General features: G+C 72.3%; 9 protein-coding genes. 5 read left to right on the top strand and 4 right to left on the bottom strand.

The window, feature by feature from the left end:
- The first annotated feature begins 129 nt into the window (after positions 1 to 129).
- Both J2847_RS10965 and J2847_RS10960 read left to right on the top strand, forming a co-directional pair.
- Positions 130 to 1161, top strand: coding sequence for a sensor histidine kinase (locus J2847_RS10965; protein ID WP_209779019.1), 1032 nt, complete (start codon positions 130 to 132; stop codon positions 1159 to 1161).
- A 93-nt stretch (positions 1162 to 1254) separates the two neighbouring features.
- Positions 1255 to 2034, top strand: coding sequence for a TlyA family RNA methyltransferase (locus tag J2847_RS10960; RefSeq protein WP_209779148.1), 780 nt, complete (start codon positions 1255 to 1257; stop codon positions 2032 to 2034).
- Positions 2035 to 2206: 172 nt separating this feature from the next.
- Here the strand turns inward: J2847_RS10960 and J2847_RS10955 are convergent, their stop codons facing one another.
- Positions 2207 to 3355, bottom strand: a complete 1149-nt coding sequence (locus J2847_RS10955) for a glycosyltransferase family 4 protein (protein WP_233474440.1) — start codon at positions 3353 to 3355, stop codon at positions 2207 to 2209.
- Positions 3356 to 3696: 341 nt separating this feature from the next.
- On the opposite strand from J2847_RS10955, the gene J2847_RS10950 reads away from it, so the two are divergent.
- Positions 3697 to 7350 carry a glycosyltransferase gene (locus J2847_RS10950; protein WP_209779017.1) on the top strand — a complete coding sequence of 1218 codons (3654 nt, stop codon included), beginning with the start codon at positions 3697 to 3699 and terminating at the stop codon, positions 7348 to 7350.
- Here J2847_RS10950 and J2847_RS10945 read toward each other — a convergent pair.
- Positions 7331 to 8719 (bottom strand): tetratricopeptide repeat protein, encoded by a 1389-nt coding sequence (locus J2847_RS10945; RefSeq protein ID WP_209779016.1) that lies wholly within the window; start codon positions 8717 to 8719, stop codon positions 7331 to 7333. The genes J2847_RS10950 and J2847_RS10945 overlap by 20 nt on opposite strands.
- A 296-nt stretch (positions 8720 to 9015) precedes the next feature.
- On the opposite strand from J2847_RS10945, the gene J2847_RS10940 reads away from it, so the two are divergent.
- Both J2847_RS10940 and J2847_RS10935 read left to right on the top strand, forming a co-directional pair.
- The gene (locus J2847_RS10940; protein WP_209779015.1) at positions 9016 to 11727 is read left to right on the top strand and encodes a glycosyltransferase; all 2712 of its coding nucleotides are present in this window, start codon (positions 9016 to 9018) and stop codon (positions 11725 to 11727) included.
- Positions 11727 to 13499: a tetratricopeptide repeat protein gene (locus J2847_RS10935; RefSeq protein WP_209779014.1), complete on the top strand. Its 1773-nt coding sequence runs from the start codon at positions 11727 to 11729 to the stop codon at positions 13497 to 13499. Before J2847_RS10940 ends, J2847_RS10935 begins: the two co-directional genes overlap by 1 nt.
- 2 nt (positions 13500 to 13501) lie before the next feature.
- On the opposite strand, the gene J2847_RS10930 is transcribed toward J2847_RS10935, so the two are convergent.
- Both J2847_RS10930 and J2847_RS10925 read right to left on the bottom strand, forming a co-directional pair.
- On the bottom strand, positions 13502 to 15406 hold the full coding sequence (locus tag J2847_RS10930) for a tetratricopeptide repeat protein (RefSeq protein WP_209779013.1): 1905 nt from the start codon (positions 15404 to 15406) through the stop codon (positions 13502 to 13504).
- A 34-nt stretch (positions 15407 to 15440) separates the two neighbouring features.
- Positions 15441 to 18203, bottom strand: a complete 2763-nt coding sequence (locus J2847_RS10925; RefSeq protein ID WP_325169373.1) for an O-linked N-acetylglucosamine transferase, SPINDLY family protein — start codon at positions 18201 to 18203, stop codon at positions 15441 to 15443.
- Positions 18204 to 18240 lie beyond the last annotated feature (37 nt).

Below are 18240 nucleotides of genomic sequence, written 5' to 3'. Positions count from 1 at the left end.
GAACGAATGTCGTACCCCGATTTGTCTAGCGATGCTTCGGGTTGTTCGACTGGTGTCGGCGCGGTTGCTCGGCTTACAATTTGGACACATAGGGATGCATGCACCGGACAGGTGGAAGGAACGGGCGACATGGCGCATATGGTCGTGCTCAACACGGTTCGTGACGCCGATCCGGAGGGGAGCGGCGGCTCGTTCGGTGCTGGTTTCGGCGCCGCCGCGGCCGAACCTCCGGGGCTGAACCTGAACGATCCGGCGGTCCTGCGCTGCCTGCTGGAACAGACGCCGACCCCGACCGCCCTGGTCGAGGGCGAGGCCGGGCTGTGCAGCTTTTCCAACGCCGCCTTCCGTGCCCTGGGCGTGGTGGCCGGAGCGCCGCTGACCTCCCAGTTTCCGGCGGTCTCGTCCTCCCTGCTCGCCGCCGCCCGGCGCGGCGGCGCCCAGCGCGAGGCGGCGGCCCGCGACGGCGACCGTTTCTGGGAGGTCCGGGCCACGCCGATGCTGGGCGTCAACGGGCTGGTGCGCGCCCTGATCGTCACCGTCGAGGAGACCCCGGACAGCGCCGCCGAGCAGGAACGGCACATGCGCGAGCTGAGTCACCGGGTGAAGAACACGTTGCAGCTCGTCTCCAGCCTGCTGACGCTGCAAACGCTGGGGTCCAAGGATCCCGAGGTGCGGCGCGCCCTGCAAAGCGCCGGGGGACGGATCGGCATCGTCACCCAGGCCCACCAGCGCACCCACGCCGCCCTGCGCGGCGACGACCTCGACGTGGCCGGCCATCTGCGCGACCTGTGCGGCGAGCTGGAGGCGACGCTTCCCGGTGCCCGCCGCATCCGGGTGGAGGCCGAGCCGACCAGCCTTCCGGTGGACAGCGTGATTCCGCTGAGCCTGATCGTCAACGAACTGGTCGGCAACGCCGCCAAGCACGCCTATGGTCCTGAGGAACCGGGCGGGATCGAGGTCAGCCTCGGCCGTGCCGCCGACGGCCGCCGGCGGCTGGTGGTGTCCGACCAGGGGCGCGGACTGCCGGACGGGCTCGACGTCGCCCGCGCGGCGACGCTGGGGCTGAAGATGGTGCGCGCCTTCGCCGGCCAGTTGAAGGGGGTCTTGCGCGCCGAAACCGGCCAAGCCGGCACCCGGCTGATCGTCGAACTTCCTGGTTGAGCGGCCTTTGCGCCACGGCGCGCTTGCCCTCGCCGCCGTTCCGGGTCAGGAATGCGCCCCTTGGCCGGAACGGGACGGATCGGAGGATCGGGCATGGCGCGGGTGCGGGCGGACGTGGCTCTGGTGGAGCGCGGCCTGGCGGAAAGCCGGGCCAAGGCGCAGGCTCTGATCCTCGCCGGGCTGGTCTATTCCGACACCAAGCGCATCGGCAAGGCCGGCGATCTGCTGACCGAGGACGCCCCGCTGTCGGTGAAGGGGCAGGACCACCCCTGGGTGTCGCGCGGCGGGCTGAAACTGGTCAAGGGGCTGGACGTCTTCGGCATCGACCCCGCCGGCCTGACCGCCCTCGATGTCGGGGCATCGACCGGCGGTTTCACCGACGTGCTGCTGACGCGCGGGGCCGCGAAGGTCTACGCGGTCGACGTCGGGCATGGGCAGTTGGCGTGGAAGCTCCGCAACGACCCGCGCGTCGTGGTGCTGGAGAAGACCAACGCCCGCCATCTGACCAGGGTCGAGATTCCCGATCCGGTCGATCTGGTGGTGTGCGACGCCAGCTTCATCGGGCTGGAGGTCGTGCTGCCGGCGGCGCTTGGGCTGGTGGTGCCGGGCGGGCGGCTGGTCGCCCTGATCAAGCCGCAGTTCGAGGTCGGCAAGGGCCGCGTCGGCAAGGGCGGCGTCGTGCGCGAACCGGAGCTGCACCAGGAGGTCTGCGACCGTGTCCGCTCCTGGATCGACGGGCTTGCCGGCTGGCGGGTTCTGGACGTTACCGAAAGCCCGATCACCGGCCCGGAGGGCAACAAGGAGTTCTTGATCGGAGCGGCGTTCCGGACGGATCCGGATGGAAGCACGGACTGTCACGGGAACCCCCACTGAACCGTCCTGGATTTTCCGGACAGCCCATCTTCCCGGAAACTTATCCGATCATGTCAGCCAGCCTTATACGCCCCCGCCCCTCTCCGTCGCGGGTGGGAAAATCGAATCACGGACCGCCCGTCCCAGGGGTGCCCCCTCAACAAGTCGGGATTTCCGCTCGCCGGCATCACACTCAAGCGGCGGCCCGTGCGAAGGATTCGGCGAAGGCCCGCCAACTCCGCTCCCCGCGCATGAAGACCCGCCCCTTCTCGGCGCAGGCCCGTGCGACGGCCCTGTCGGTGTAGACGCGCTCCAACTGCGCGACCACCTCCTCCACGGCGGACTCGCCCCAGCCCCGACGGGCGCCCGTGGGATCGGCCACCGGGGTCTGATCGCGAAGCGGCAGGCAATTGCCCTCGCGGATCAGGTCGAGATGCCCGGTGTTGGCCGACAGGATCACGGGCACGCCGCAGGCCATCGCCTCCATGGCGACAAGGTTGGTGGCGCCTTCGCAGCGGTTGGGGAAAACGGCGGCGTGACAGTCGGCCAGGATCCCCGCGATCTCGTGCCTTGCGATGACCCCCATGTCGACGAAGCCCTCCGGTGGCACGCCGTGCGCCATCGCCCACTCCACGATCCGCAGCTTCCCGTTCTCGCCGATCTTCGGGGGCTCGGGCGTCAACGGGGATTCGGCGATCGTCCCGGAGGTGTGCGGCCAGTAATTGTGCCAGGCCGTGACCAGCAGCGCGTCGGGATGCCGCTCGTGGAAACGGCGAAACGCGGCGAGCACGATGTCCTGGCCCTTGCGGAACTCCAGCTTGCCGCCGGAGAAGACGACGAAACGGTCCCCGAACCGGCCGGTGGGAGGCAGCGCGGGCAGTTCGCCCGGATCGATGCCCTGGAACGCGCAGCCGACGTCCGCAATCCCCTGCTCCAGAAGCAGGTCCCGGTTGTAGGTCGAATGCACCACGATCCTGTCGTAACCGCGCGCGCGCTCCAGGGTCTCGGTGTCGAACCGGCTGTCCTCGAAGGCGATCACGCCGACGTTGCGGCTGCCACGGAAGCGCTCGGACGCCGGCCCCTCCACGAAGCCGTTGGCGAGCGCGTGCAGCAGCGTCCAGCCCTTGACGACCACCACCTGTCCCGGAACCCGATCGGCGATGGCGCCGATGCGCTCATACCCGATCATCAGGGCCGCCAGCCTTTCCCGGTTCTCCGGCCGCAGGGTGGCCAGCAGCGGCCGTTCCAGCAGAAGCGGCGGCCGACCCTGGTCCAGCAGGTAAAGCGCCGTGTGCACGCCGACCAGCCCCCAGCCATGGATCTCCGAAAGCTGCCAAGTCAAAGCAAAATTCTGTTCCACGCACAGCCTTTCGACGCGCACCGCGAATGCCGGTTGACCTTCCCGCGGCAGGCTGATGCTATGCGGCAGGATGTGCCGGCATCCAGCCGGCCCATTATTTAGCGCCGGCCCACCTCGACCTTCAAGGCAAGACCATCAAGATCGCGTTCATAGACCCGACGAAGGGCGATTACACCCCCGAGACGCCGCGCCACCAGCCGCTTGGCGGTTCGCAATCGGCGCTCTGCTACCTGGGGGAGGAGCTGGCCGCCGCCGGCCATGCGGTCACGCTGGTCAACGGCACGCGCGCGCCCGCCACCGTGCGCGGGGTGCGCTGCCTGCCCATGGCGTCGGTGAGCCTCGAGGAACTGTGCGCTTTCGACGCCGTGGTTTTCCTGAATGGATGCGATCGGGAGCTGCTGCTGCGCCTGCGCGGCAGGATGGGCGGCGGGCGCAAGCTGATCCTCTGGACGCAGCACGCCGCCGACCAGCCGGCGGTGGCGAACCTGGCCGAGGCCGAACTGCGCGACTGCCTGGACGGCGTCGCCTTCGTCAGCCAATGGCAGATGGATGGGTATCTGGACGCCTTCCGTCTCGATCCGGCACGCTGCCGGGTGATGCGCAACGGGATTGCGCCGGCCTTTGCCGGCCTGTTCGGGCCGGACGAGGACATCCGGGCGGTGCCCCCCTGGCCGCCGGTTCTGGCCTACACCAGCACGCCGTTCCGTGGCCTCGACGTGCTGCTGGACAGCTTTCCGTCGATACGGGCGGCGATTCCCGGAACCCGGCTGCGCGTCTGTTCGAGCCTCGAAGGCTATCAGGTCGCCGCCGGGCAGGATCCCTTCACCGCCCTGTACCAGCGCTGCCGCGAGACCGAGGGGGTGGAGTATCTCGGCGGCCTCGGTCAAGTGGCGCTGGCCGGGGTGCTGCGGGAGGCGACCTGCCTCGCCTATCCCAACCGCTTCGCCGAGACCTCCTGCATCGCCGTGCTGGAGGCGCTGGCGGCCGGCTGCCTGGTGGTGTCGAGCCAATTGGGCGCCCTGCCGGAAAGCGGGGCCGGCTTCGCGCGGCTGACGCCCGTGCCGGAGGATCCGCGGGAACACGCGCGGCGCTACGCCGAGGCGGCGGTGGCCGCCCTGACCGACCTGCGGACGGACCCCGGCGCCGGTCTCCGGCTCCGCGCCCAGGTCGACCACGCGAACGCCGAGACGTCCTGGCCGGTGCGGGCGCAAGGCTGGATCGCCTGGTTCGAGGAGTTGAGCGGGCCGGCTCCGGTGAGGGCCGATGCGGCGAACAGTGCCACGGCGATCACCGCCAGGATCGCCTCCGCCCAGCAGCAGCTCATGGAGGCGTTGGGCGCCCATCTGAATTCCGGGCCGACCAGCCGGCTGGCCGACCCGGCCTGGCGGGCCGAGGCGCGCGGCATGATCGATCTGGTGGAACGGTCGCTCCGCCTCGATCACAACGACGAGGAGGCACGCACCGGCGTCTGGTCGGCGCTGCGCGGCTATGATGCCTGGCTTTCCTACCACACCGCGTTGCCCGATCTGCCGCCGCCGTCCCCGCCGCCGCCCGGCGGGCGCCGGATCTTCGACTGCTTCCAGTTCCACAACGAGCTGGATCTGCTGGAGGTCCGGCTGGCCGAACTCCATCCCGTGGTGGACCGTTTCGTCCTGGTCGAGGCGACCTACACCCACGCCGGCGCCGCCAAGCCTCTGCACTACGCCGACAACCGGGCGCGTTTCGCCGCCTACGCGGACAAGATCATCCATATCGTGGTCGCCGAGGATCCGGGCGGATTCGCCTGGAACCGCGAGGCGTACCAGAGGGACGCGATCCTGCGCGGCCTCGGGGAGTGCCGGCCCAGCGACATGATCCTCATCTCCGACGCCGACGAGATTCTGCGCGCCCCGGTCGTCGAGCGGCTGCGCCGGGAGCCGGACGAGGATGCGGGTACGGGCGCGACGCTCTTCGCGCCCCACCTCGACATCTTCCTCTATTTCCTCGACCTGAAGGCGCCCGATCCCTGGGTCTCGGTGGCTGCCGCCCCCTGGGAACTGATCCGACGCATCGGCGCCAACCGCGCCCGCTATCTGGCCAAGCAGGGGATCGGGCGGGTCGTTCCGGACGCCGGCTGGCACTTCACCTGGATGGGGGGCGCCGACCGTTTCCGCGCGAAGCTGGAGGCTTTCGCGCACCGGGAGATGATCGCCGGCTTCGACCGCGACCCGCAGGCCAACCAGGCCCGGCTCGACCGCTTCTACGCCACCGGCCGCTTCGACGGGGACGCGCTGCCCGGCATGTGGACGGGCCTCCAGCCCGTTCCCGTCGACGAGCGCTATCCGGCCCGCATCCGGGAAACGCTCTCCCGTTTCCGCCGTCTCGGCTGGCTCATCCCGCAGGCGGAACCCGCGCCGGAGGCCCTGCTCGAGGAAGGCTGGCTGCGGGAGAGGGATGGGGACGGCGCGGCGGCCGAGGCGCTGTGGCGCCGGGCCGCGGCCCTCGATCCCACCGACATCCAGGTCTTCCACGCGCTTGCCGAGCGGCTGCTCGCGCGGAACGCAACGGCCGAGGCGCTCCGGCCCCTGCGCTGCTGCACCCGGCTGGATCCCGAGGGAAGCTTCCATCTTTTCAAGCTTGCCCACAGCCTGCTCCTGCTCCGCCGGTACGGGGAGAGCGCGACGGTCCTGAGGGCATTGATACAGCGCGAGCCGGAGGAGCATCGCGCCTACGGCAACCTCGCGGTCGCGCTGAAGAATCTCGGTCGGCACGGGGAGGCGGTGGCCGTCGGCCGCCAGGCGCTGGCGCTGGCGCCGGCCGACGCGGGCCTGCTGGGCAACCTGGGCCTCGCCCTGTCGATGCGGATCGGAGGCGGCGAGGCGGCGGCCGACGCCCTGTCGCGCGCCATGGTCCTGGAACCGGACCGCACCGAGACGCGGATGAACCGCGCGCTGGTCCTGCGCAACCTGCACCGGCTGGACGAGGCGGAGGCCGAGTGCCGCCACCTTGTCGCGGAGCGGCCGGACGACGCCCGTGCCCGCACGCTCCTGGCGACCTGCCTGCTGATGCGGGGCGATCTCGCGGGGGGGTTCCGCGCGTATGAATGGCGCACCCGGCTGGCCGACGGGCAGATGGAGGCGCGAGGCCTGCCGACGCCGCTGTGGGAGGGCGGCGATCCCGATGGCCGGCGCATCCTCCTGCACGACGAGCAGGGGCTCGGCGACGGGATCCAGTTCGCGCGCTACGCGACGCTGCTGGCGCGGCGCGGCGCCCATGTGATCGTGGAGTGCAACGACGCGCTGGCGCGGCTCCTCGCCACGCTGCCGGGCGTGGCGACGGTGGTCGGGCGCTCCGCGCCGACCCCGGCGCACGATGCCCATGCCGCCCTGATGAGCCTGCCGCATCTCCTTGGCACGACCCTCGCGACGGTCCCGTCGGAGGTGCCGTACCTCGCGGCCGAACCCTCCCTCGTCGCGCGGTGGCGCGACCGGCTGGAGCCGGTGCGGGCGGGGTTGCGGGGCGGGCTGGTCGTCGGGCTGGTCTGGGCCGGCAACGCGGAGCTTCCCGACGATCCCAAGCGTTCGCCGGGGCTGGAGCCCCTGCTGCCGCTGCTCGGCCTTCCCGGAATCGTCTTCGTCTCCCTTCAGAAGGGCGACGGGCGGGCGGATCTGGAGCGGTTGGGCGGGCGGCTTCCCGAGGGCTTCCACGATGTCGGCGACGCGTTGGAGGATCTCGCCGACACCGCGGCCGTCGTGGCGCAGCTCGATCTGGTCATCTCCGTGGACAGCGCGGTCGCCCACCTCGCCGGGGCGCTGGGGCGGAAGGTCTGGACGATGGTGCGCGCGGAGTCCGAGTGGCGGTGGATGCTGGAGCGCGCCGACAGCCCCTGGTATCCGACCATGCGGCTGTTCCGGCAGAAACGGGCGGGCGACTGGAGCGACGTGGTGGCGGCGCTGCGCGGCGCGCTGCATCAGGCGGTCAGGGAGGCCCCTCGGTAGGGGCGCCATGCGCGGCGCGGCGCCGGACCTCCTCGTGCAGAGCCTCGCGGACGCGCGCGAAGACGGGCGCCCAGTCCAGATCCGGCCCCTGGCGGAACAGGCGCATCGACGGGTACCAGGGCGTCCGCTCCCCGGTGAAGCCGTAGATCCAGTAGGGCACATGCTGCACGAGGTTCCAGACCGGCGTTCCGAGGGAGCCGGTGAGGTGGGCGACCGAGCTGTCGGTCATGACGACCAGATCCAGCCGCTCGATCATCGCCGCGGTGTCGGCGAAATCCTCCATGTGGGGGCCGAGCGGCACCACCAGCCGGCCCGCCGGGCCGAGCGCGTCCAGTTCGGCCTCCGGCGGGCCTTTCTGAAGGCTGTAGAGCCGCACCCCCGGAATTTCGGCGAGACGCAGGAACGGCATCAGCCTCGTGGCGCGCCGGGCGTTGTCGGCGAAGCTGGAGCGGCCCGACCAGACGATGCCCACGCGCAGCGTTCCCGGCTCCCGCCCCCCCAGCCGCCACGCGGCCTTCTCCCGGGCCTCGGCCGGAACGGTGAGCGGCACCGGCGGCGGGACGGAGGCGAGCGTCGTGCGGAACAGCAGCGGCAGGGTCATCTGCGACACCTCGACGTCGCAGGGCGGTGCCGGGGCTCCCCACGCCACCCAGTCGTCCGGGGCGAGCCCGGACAGCACCCGCCGCAATTCCGAATGGCATTCGTAGATCAGCCGGCCGCCGGCCTTCCTGACCATCGGCAGATAGCGGGCCACCAGCAGGGCGTCGCCGAAGCCCTGCTCGGTCGTCACGAAGACGCGGCGCCCGTCCAGGGGCCGCCCATCCCATGGCGGCATCGAGGTCGGCCGCGCGTGATAGGACGGTATCTGCCGCCGCGCCTCGTAATCGTCGAAGCCGTGGACGTAATCGCCGATCTGCAACCGCGCCAGCGCCCGTTCCCACCGCAGGAGCGGCGTCGGTCCGCCGTTCTCGCCGATGGCGAGGTCGATCGCCGCCAGGGCGTCGGCGTAGCGCCCCGCCTTGCGGAAGGCGACCACGCGGTTGAACAGGACCGTCCGGCTGCCGGGCTCGTGCCGGAAGGCCTCCTCCTGCGCCGCCACCCCCTCGGCAAGGCGTCCGGCCTCGGTCAGCGCGTTGCCGAGGTTGGTCCAGAGGCTGCCGCAGAGGCCGCCGTCGCCGGGTGCGTGCTCCAGCCCGCGCCGATGGCAGGCGATGGCTTCCTCCAGCTTTCCGGCCCGGCGCAGCAGGATGCCCAGGATGCTCCACGCCTTGGCGTCGGAGGGATCGGCGTCGAGAGCCGCCTCCGCGGACCGGCGCAACCGGTCATCCTCATCCTGCGCCCTGTCGGCGTCCTTCGTTTCGACGTGCATGCCCGACCGTTCCACAGAGCCAAGCCGCTCGACGCTCGCGCGGGGGAGCGGCCATGACGATCCCAGCTTGAAGGCCGGGGGGCGTGGACGCTAGATACATGCGCGATGGAACATTTTGGCCAACAAGCCTATACCATAGCACCCCGCCACCACCGGCATGAAGGTCGCAATCCTTTGCAAGGCGAGATGAACGCTGCCGGCGGCGCCATCCGGGGCGTCGATCCCTGGAACATCCCGCGAGGCAAGCGGAGGCGGTGGGCCTCGGCGGTCTCCGGCGCGCGGGCGGCGGGCGGCCGATGATGGACGACCCCGATCCGATGGCGGCGCATCGGCGGGCGCTGGCCGCCGATCCGGCGGAGGCCATGTCCTGGCAGCGGCTGGCGTTCGAGATGCGCCAGGCCGGCAAAGCGCCGCGGGCCCTGTCGCTTTTCATCCGCGCCGCCCGGATGCACGGTGACGGCGCCGTGCTGGAACAGCAGATCGAGAGGGTCGTCACCCCCGCCCTCAACCAGGCCGTGCTGCTGATGCAGGACGGGCGGATCGACGAGGCGGCGGCGATCGTCGAACCCTTGGCCGGCATCATCGCGCCTCGCGGCGATCTCGCGCATGTTCTCGGCGTTCTGCGCTTCATTCAGGGGCGCGACGACGAAGCCGCCCGTCTTCACGCGGCGTCCCGGATGGACGGCAATGGCCTCGGCGTCGCGCTGGACGGGATCGCCCGCCATCGTGCCGATTGCAACGTCATCGGCACGGTCGTGATCCCCGTCTACCGGATGGAGGACACGATCGAGCGGGCGCTCGACAGCGTTCTGGCGGCGGCCCGCTACCACCGCGCGGCGTCCGGTGAGGCCGGTGCGCGGATCCATGTCTGCGTCGTGGACGACGCCTCCCCCGACGACAGCGTGGCGCGGGCGCTGCGCTGGGCGCGGGCGCATCCGGAGCAGAGCGTCGCGGTCATCGCCAACAACCGGAACCGGGGCGCGGGGTGGGCGCGCAACGCGGGCGCCGCCGCCTCGCTGGGCCGCTATCTCTGGTTCCTAGATGCCGACGACCATTTTCTGGAACGGCACCTCTTCCTGACGATCCAGGCCCTGGACGCGGCCCCCGGCATGGGCTTCGTTCGCACCGGCATCCTCTTCGACGAGATCGACGCCGAGATCACCCGGGAGTGGCGGCAGGCGTCGGAGAACTGCTACCCCGGCAATCTCTGCGTCCGGCGCGACTGCCACGACCGGATCGGCGGCTTTCCGGAGGAACCGCCCTTCCAGCCGGCGGTCGCCGAGGATGTCGCCTACGGCCGCGCCTTGCACAGCCGGTTCGGCGGGTTGAAGCTGCCCGAGAAGACCGTCCGCTACACCATGCGGCCGGGCAACGCGCTGGAGCGGCAGCGGGCCGAGATGATCGGCGGCCCCCTTTCCGCCGAGCGCCAGCAGCCGGACAGCCGCTTCGTGGCCATCGAACTCCTGACCCAGCGCCGTCTCTACGGCCTGGCGGCCGAGGCGGCACGCAGGCCGCCGCCGACGGACGCCGCCGCCTGGTTGGAGAAGGGGAAGGAGCTGATCCGTGAGCGGCAGCCGGAGGTCGCCGTCGCCGTGCTGGTCCGGGCGGCGGCCCTCGACCCCGCCAGCGCGACGGTCTGGTTCGAGCTGGGGCTGGCGGCGAACGGACTCAAGCGCGATGCGCTGGCGCTTCGCGCGTTCCGGGCGGTGGCGAGCCTTCACCCCGATGCGGGAGGGGCGCGCTTCAACCTTGCCTCCCTGCGGTTCGAGCAGGCTGCCCTCGATCCGGCCGCCCGCCATCTGCGGGAGGCGCTGGCGCTCCGGCCCGAGCATGGCGGTTCGCTGTTCCTGCTGGGACGGACGGAGCGGCGGCGAGGGCGGGTGGATGCCGCGCACGGGCTTCTCCGTCGGGCCGCGCGGATCGAACCGAATCTGGGGGAGGTCCGCGCGGAATGGGCTGAGGCGGCCCTCGGCCTCGGCTGCGCGACGGAGGCGGCGGAGCAGGCACGGCGCGCGCTGGCCCTCGCGCCCGATCTGTTCGACGGCCACACCGCCCTTGCCGGCGCCCTGGAGGCGCTCGGCCGGCCGGATGCGGCGCTGCAAGGCTGGCAGCGGGCGATCCGCTGCAACGCGGGCCGGGGAGAGGCCTTCACCGGGCGAGCCGTCAATCGGCTCGTCCGGCGATACGGGCCGCCGCCCGCGCCGGCGCCGAGGGCGGAGACGGGGCGCCGGCTCGCCTCCACCGCGCTCGGCTGGCATGGCCGGTTCGGCAACCAGCTTCTGCAATATGGGGTGCTGCGCCTGTACGCCGCGCGGCACGGCCTGACCCTGGAGGTGCCGCCCTGGCCGGGACGCCATCTCTACGGGCTGGACGATCCGCTTCCCGGCCCGGCCATGCCCCGGCTGCCGGAGCGGGAGGTCGAGGCCAGCGTCGTGGCGTCGCTCGGCGGCACCGGCGGCGCGGTGCTGGCCGACCGGGACGTCACCGCCTATTTCTGCGGCGACACCCGCTTCCTGGCCCCCCATCGGGAAACCTTCCGCGGCTTCTTCACGCCGGGACCGCACATCCGGTCCTGGGCGGACGCGCTGACCGGCCGCCTGCGCGCGGCCGGGGGGACGCTGGTGGCCTTGCACATCCGGCGCGGCGACTTCGGCTGGGGCCCTTTCTGGATTGCGCCGGAATCCTGGTACCTGCGTTGGCTGGAAACGGTCTGGCCCGGCCTGGACCGGCCGGTTCTCTACGTCGCGACGGACGACCCGCGCTGTCTCTCCGCCTTCGCCGCCTACCGGCCGCTCCACGCGCGGGATCTGGCGGAGCCGATCCCCGGAGCCGAGTTCCTCACCGATTTCCATGTCCTGTGCGAGGCCGATCTGGTGGCGGTGTCCAACAGCAGCTTCTCCTTCGTGGCGACCATGCTGAACCGGCGCGCCCGAAGCACCGTCCGTCCCGACCGGACCCGGCAGGCGCTTCGTCCCTACGACCCCTGGTCCAGCCCGGTCCTGCTGTGATGATGGAGTCCAGCCGCCCCGATTCGCCGCTGCAAGCCGCGATGGCCCATCATGCCGCCGGCCGCGCGGCGGAGGCGGAACGCGCGTACCGGGCGGTGCTGGCCACCGATCCCGGCCATCCCGGCGCCCTGCATCTGCTGGGGATGCTGGCGCTCCAGCATGGCCGGCCGGCGATCGCGGCGCAGCTCATCGGGGAGGCCGTCCGTCGCAACCCCGGCAACCCGGCCGGCTTTTCCAGCCTCGCCCAGGCCTTGCACCGGCTCGGCCAGCTCGGCAAGGCGCGGACGAGCGCACGTCTGGCGGTGGCGCTGGATCCCGGTTTTCTGGACGGCCTCGACATTCTCGCCGACATCCTGTCCGACCGGGGGGAGCATGGCGCGCTGGCGGACACGCTCGGCCGCCGGCTGGCGCTCACCCCATGGGTGACGGAACCGAGGATGAGGCAGGCCCACGCGCTGCTCTTCGCCGGACGGAACGAGGAGGCGCGCGAGGCCCTGATGACGCTGCTCGGCATGACCCCTCTGTCGGTGGCGGGATACACCAACCTCGGCGTGGCGCTGCGCCGGCTCGGGCGGACGGAGGAGGCGATCGCCGCCTACCGCAGCGCGCTGGGCTTCGCGTCCGGAGAGCCGGGAACCCTCAACAACCTCGGCATCTCCCTTCAGGATCTCGGCCGCTACGAGGAGGCCGCCGCCTGTTTCCGCCTGTCCATCGTGGAACAGCCGGACGGCTCCCACGCCCATCTCAACCTCGGCCTCGTCGCGCGCGACGAGATGCGGGTGGACGAGTCCATCCGCCTGGCGCGGCGCGCCGCCACGCTGGCTCCGGCCCTGGCGGAGGCGCACGCGGCCCTGGGCCACGGCCTCCTGATCAAGGGCGAGTTCCGCGAGGGGTTCGCGGAGTATGAATGGCGGTCGCGCATGGCGGACTTCGCCTCGCCGCGCCGCGACTTCGCCTCGCCCGTCTGGGACGGCTCCCCCCTCGCGGGCCGCACGCTGCTCGTCCATGACGAGCAGGGGATGGGGGACACGATCATGTTCGCGCGCTACGCCGCGCTGCTCCAGGCGCAGGGTGCGCGGGTGTACCTGGATTGCGGCGGGCCGCTCGTCCGGCTGCTTTCGTCGATGCCGGGGATCGCCGGCGTCGTGTCCCGCCAGGATCCCGCGCCGCCGCACGATTTCCATGTGTCGCTGGCGAGCCTGCCGCACCGGCTGCGCGCCACCCTCTACACCATCCCCGCGCCGCTCGCCTATCTGCGGGCGGAGCCGGCGCTGGTGGAGAGCTGGGGCGCGCGGCTCGGCCCGCGGCGCGGTCTCCGCATCGGGCTGGTCTGGGCCGGCAATCCGGAATTCAAGGGCGATCGGCTGCGTTCTCCCGGACTGGCGGCTTTCCGGCCCCTGCTCGATCTGCCGGGCGTCTCGGTCTACGGCCTTCAAAAGGGGGCGGGGCGGGACGATCTGGATCGGTGCGGGCCGCTGCCGGCGAACTTCGTCGACCTCGGCGCGGACATCGCCGACCTCGCCGACACGGCGGCGATCATGGACAATCTGGATCTCGTCGTCAGCTCCTGCACCGGCCCGGCCCATCTCGCCGGGGCGCTCGGCCGGCCGGTCTGGACCGTGCTGCCCTTCGCGCCGGACTGGCGCTGGCTGGAGCACGGCGTCTGCACGCCCTGGTACCCGACCATGCGCCTGTTCCGGCAGGAGCGGCGCGGCAACTGGAGCGCGGTCGTGGCACGGCTGCGCGGGGTGCTGGAAAGCGTTACCGGCTGAGGTCAGGGGGTCCAGGGCCGGTACGGGCGGATGCATCGCGCCGCCATGTCCGGCTCGACGAAGATCCGGGCGCGCCGGTTGAGCCGGGCGGCGAGCTGGCTGAAGCCGCTGGCGGCGCTGATGCCGACCACATCGGCCTGGGTCAGCACGTGGAAGTCCTGGAGATACTCCAGGTTGGGCCAGTCCGGCGCCACATCCTCCCGCGCCAGCGGCCGGAACTCGGCGAAATCCCGGCGCACCGCCGGCAGGTCGTCGCTGGCGAGATAGAGCACCGGCCGGTCGAGCCGGGGCCACAGCGCGCGCAGCCACTCCACATACCAGGCCGTGTCGGTGATGGGGTAGCCGAGCGGAACGAAGTCGCCGCGCCGCAGGTGCAGCGCCACCACCGTGGCGCCCCCGGCCCGGAGCCGCTCGACCGCCGGGTCGAGCCAGGGCGCCCAGACCGGACGCGGCCGCAGCCAGGACTGCACCCGCTCGCGCTGGCTCTCCTTGTGGTCGAACAGGAACAGGGGGGAGAGGATGTCGCGGTCGAGAACGGGCGACGCCGGGTCGGTGCCGCCGGCCACCAGCCCGTTGAGGAGGTTGCGGGCGAAGGGCAGGGGCGGCAGCGGCCGGCTCTGGGGCGGATCGTCGAGCGTGAAGAAGGCGCCGCCCACCCAGTCCGGGGTCTCCAGCACGAGGCCGTGCGTCTCGGCGTAGAGCCGCAGGAGGATGTATTCGAGAACGTTGTGGGCGAAGCGCCCCCGGCTGGCCAGGGAGGAGGAGGTGATGCGCGGAACGGGCCGGCTGTCCGGGGCCGGCCGTCTCAGCCGCAGGCCCTGGCCGGCAAGCGTGGCCTGGAGCATGGCCAGCGACCGGATCGTGAAGAACCAGCCCTGGTCGCCCTGGATGCGGGCCAGACGCGCGGCGGCCGCCTCGGGCGCGTTCTCCCGAAGGTCCAGCGCGGCCAGCGCCGTCAGGCAGTCGGCGCGGTAGGTTTGGCCCGCCAGCGGCCTGTCCATGAGACGGGTGAACAGGTCGCGCGCCGGAACCAGCGCCCCGCGCCCGATGAGCAGCCGGCTCAGATGCTCGATGGCGGGGGCGGCATCGGTTCCCGGCTGGAACAGGCTGTCGAACAGGAGGTTTTCCGCCTCGCCCCGCCGGCCGAGCGCGTCCAGCATGTCGGCGACGCGCGTGCGGGCCAGCCCGAGCCCGAGCCGGGCCGCGCGTTCGTAGGCCCGGAGCGCCCCCTCGGGATCGTGGCCCTGGCTGGCGTTGCCGAGATTGTACCAGCATTCCGGCGTCGCCGGCCCGAGCGCCAGCGCCCGCTCCAGCCGAGCCCGCGCCTGTGCGTGGGCCCCCTCGTCGAGGAAGCCGTTGCCCAGGTTCATGTGGGCGGGCAGGAAGCCGGGCTCGGCCCGGATGGCCCGGCGCAGGCTGTCCTGCGCCTCCCCGAGCCGCCCGGCCCGGCGCAGGGCCAGCCCCAGCGCGTGATGGGCTTCGGCGGAACCGGGAGCCAGCCGGGCGGCGCGCTCCAGCGCCGCGACGGACGCGGCGGCGCCCAGACCGGATGCCGGCCCGGATGCCAGCCCGGATCCGAGGGCCAACCACGCCGCCGGATGGTCGGGGGCGAGCGTCGGAAGGCGCCGCCGTTGCGCCATGGCCTCACCGCTCCGCCCGGCATCGTCCAGGACATCGGCCAGATCGATCCGGGCCCGGACGAGCGTGGGATCGAGCCGCAGCACCCGCCTGAGCGAGGTCGCAAACGCGTCGGGCACGCCGCCGTGCCGACCGACCAGGGCGAGCAGATGCAGGGCCGTCGCATCGGCGGGATCGGATTCCAGCACCCGCCGGTACCCCCTTGCCGCCTCGTCGAGGCGGCCGGCGCGGTGGTGGTCGAACGCGCGCGCGAGGCGCTCGCCGGTCATGGTCCGGGCCTCGCCGGCTTATGCCCGGCGCTCGTCATGACGGCTCCACCGTGAAGGCTTCCGGCGGCAGGCCGGCCGCGTGGCGGTCCCACATGGCCCGGTAGGCGCGCTCCAGGTTCCGCGTGAAGCGCGGGCTGTCGAACAGCGGCGCCGTGGCGCGCCCGGTCTCCAGCCGGCGGCGGTAGGCGGCCAGCGTCGCCGGTTCCCCGGCCAGCCGGACCGCCCGTTCCTCATACTCGGCGAAGGAGCGGGTGACCGTCTCCGGCAGGCCGGCCGCGTGCAGCAGGCTGGCCGCGACGCTGGAGGCGAAGGTCTCCCCCCGCGTCGTGAGAACGGGCAAACCCATCCACAGGGCGTCGGAGGTGGTGGTGTGCCCGGTGTAGGGAAAGCTGTCGAGCGCCAGATCGGCAAGCCGGTAGCGGGCGAGATGCTCGGCCTGCGGGCGGTGGGGGGCGAAGACCAGCCGTGACGGTTCGACGCCGTGGCGCGCCGCCTCCATCCGCAGGTTGGCGGCGGCATCCCGTCCCGCCTCCAGGAGCCAGAGCGTGCTGCCCGGCACGCGGCCGAGGATGCGCATCCACAGGCCGAACAGGGCCGGGGCGATCTTGAAGGCGGTGTGGAAGGCACAGAAAACGACGCCTTCGGCGGGCAGGCCGCAGGCCGCGCGCGTCGGCACGGGAGCGTCGGCCGGCCGGCGGCGGTCGTTGACCTGATAGCTGTCGGGCATGCGCACCAGCCGCTCGCGGTAGAAGGGCTGGTGCTCGGGCGGCGTGACGAAGCGGTCGCCGATCGCGTAGTCCAGCAGGTCCGCGCCCAGGGTTCCCGGATAGCCCAGATAGGCCACCTGGACGGGCGCCAGACGCCGCGCCAGCAGCGTCGGCCGGGCGTCCCGGGTGTAGCCCTTGAGGTCCACGAGAATGTGCACGTCGTCCTCGGCGCACAGCGCCGCGACCTCGTCGGGGCCGGCGTGCCGCAGGTCGCGGAAGCGGTCGAAGCCCGCCTCCAGCCGACGCCGCATCCGGCCTCCGTCATCCTCGCCGTAGGAATAGCCGAACACGCCGAAGCGCGTCCGGTCGTGCAGCTCGAAGAGTTCCGCCGTCAGATAGGCGGTGGCGTGCTCCTGGAAGTCGGCGGAGAGATAAGCGATGTTCAGCCGCCCCCCGGACGCGGCGGGCCGCCGCGGGAGCGGAACCGCCAGGGCCCGTCCGACGGCCGTGCGGTGGAATCGGCGCGCCGCGCGGTCCTGCTGCGCCGGACTGGTGCCGATGAGCAGGCTCAGCAGCGGCAGCACGACACCCTGGTCGCGGTCGATGGTCTCCACCAGCCGGCGGCAGGTCTCCGCGTGGTTTCGCCAGTCGCAGAGGGACAGGCTCGCGAACAGGCGGTCGCAGAGGAACTCCGTCCGTTCCGGGGCAAGCCGGTGGGCGTGGTCGTAGCCCCGAACGGCCTGCGCCGGCCGGTTCGCCGCACGCAGGCTGTGGGCCCTCTCGTGCCACGCGTCGGCCGAATCCGGCTGGAGCGCCAGCGCCCGCCCGTGGGCCTCCAGCGCCTCGCCGTCCCGCCGCTCGTCCCGGAGCAGGGTGCCGAGCCGGGTGAAGATCAGGGCCTCCGGCTGAAGGCGCAGCGCGCGCCTGGTCAGGGTCGCGGCGCGGCGGGGGCGGGCCTGGTGTTCCAGCAGGGCGAGGTTGTTGAAGGCGTCCGCGAGATCGGGTTGCAGCGCGATGGCGAGGGCGAAGCAGCGCCGCGATTCCTCCGGCCGCCCCAGCGCGAAGTCCACCGCCCCCAGCAGGAAGGCGGCCGCCGGCTGGTCGGGCGAAGCGGCGAGGATCGCCCGGCACAGTGTGCCGCTCTCCTCCGCTTTCCCCTGCTGGTAGAGGGCGAAAGCCCTGCCCAGCGCGTCCTCCGGCCGCTCCGCGGGGCCGGATGCCGGCGGCGCATCCGGTGGCCGATGGCTGAGCGGGCGTACGACCGTGCCGCCGCCGGGGGTGGAGAGGGTGTGCGGGTCCTGCTTGCGGGGCAGGGGATAGCCCGCCAGATGCAGGATGCCTAGGGGGGCGTGGGGAAGCTCCGGCTCCAGCAGCAGCCGGCCGTCCCCGGAGCTGAAGGGCGTGGCGCGGAAGCAGATCCAGTTGCAGCGTGCCGGCAACTGGCTGAAGGGCAGCCCGCCGGCGCGCAGGGCGAGGTTCAGCGCGATCTGCCCGCTGACGAAGAGCACGGTCCGGCGGAGGGAGTCCGTCAGCAGGCGCGCCCAGAGCGCCCAGTGCGGCGCATCGCGGCGCGCGGCGAAGACCCCGCCGTTCAGCAGCGGGTGGGCGAAGAGCCGGCGCGCCGTGGCCTCGTCGAAGCAGGCCTTGTACCAGTCGTGGAGGTGATGGGCGTGGGGGGCGCCGTCGTGGAAAGGCGTGTAGGCGCGGTCGAGCTCCGGCACGATGGCGAAGCCGGTCGCCGCCGCACCCGCCAGCAGCAGGTCGATGGCCGACCAGTCCTGCACCCAGCAGTCGGCGTCCAGCCACAGGATGACGGCGGCGTCGGGAACATGGCTGGGGAGATGCGGGCGCGACACCATCGCCTTGAAGCGCTCCGGCATCGGCCGGTCGAAGGGATGGTCCCAGCCGGGCGCCGCCAGCCGCGCCCCTTCGCTCGTCAGCCAGCGCCGCTCCTCCGTTCCGAACCCAAGGTCGAGCACGGTGATCGGGACCCCGGCCCCCTGCGGAAAGGCGCGGATCGAGCGGACCAGCCCCTGGAGCAGCGGGAAATAGGCGCTGTCGCCGGCCGTCGCGATCGCGAAGGGATGCACCGGTCAGCTCCCGGCCGGTTTTCCTCTCCCGCGCCGG

Origin of the sequence: Azospirillum agricola, from assembly GCF_017876095.1 — a bacterium.
GTDB classification, from domain to species: domain Bacteria; phylum Pseudomonadota; class Alphaproteobacteria; order Azospirillales; family Azospirillaceae; genus Azospirillum; species Azospirillum agricola.
This window is presented reverse-complemented; position numbering and strand designations above follow the sequence as displayed.

Bases quoted from the DNA above. Each gene is read 5' to 3' on its own strand.
- J2847_RS10965 (WP_209779019.1), top strand. From the start codon at position 130: ATGGCGCATATGGTCGTGCTCAACACGGTTCGTGACGCCGATCCGGAG.
- J2847_RS10960 (WP_209779148.1), top strand. From the start codon at position 1,255: ATGGCGCGGGTGCGGGCGGACGTGGCTCTGGTGGAGCGCGGCCTGGCG.
- J2847_RS10950 (WP_209779017.1), top strand. From the start codon at position 3,697: ATGGCGTCGGTGAGCCTCGAGGAACTGTGCGCTTTCGACGCCGTGGTT.
- J2847_RS10945 (WP_209779016.1), bottom strand. From the start codon at position 8,719: ATGCACGTCGAAACGAAGGACGCCGACAGGGCGCAGGATGAGGATGAC.
- J2847_RS10940 (WP_209779015.1), top strand. From the start codon at position 9,016: ATGATGGACGACCCCGATCCGATGGCGGCGCATCGGCGGGCGCTGGCC.
- J2847_RS10935 (WP_209779014.1), top strand. From the start codon at position 11,727: ATGATGGAGTCCAGCCGCCCCGATTCGCCGCTGCAAGCCGCGATGGCC.
- J2847_RS10930 (WP_209779013.1), bottom strand. From the start codon at position 15,406: ATGACCGGCGAGCGCCTCGCGCGCGCGTTCGACCACCACCGCGCCGGC.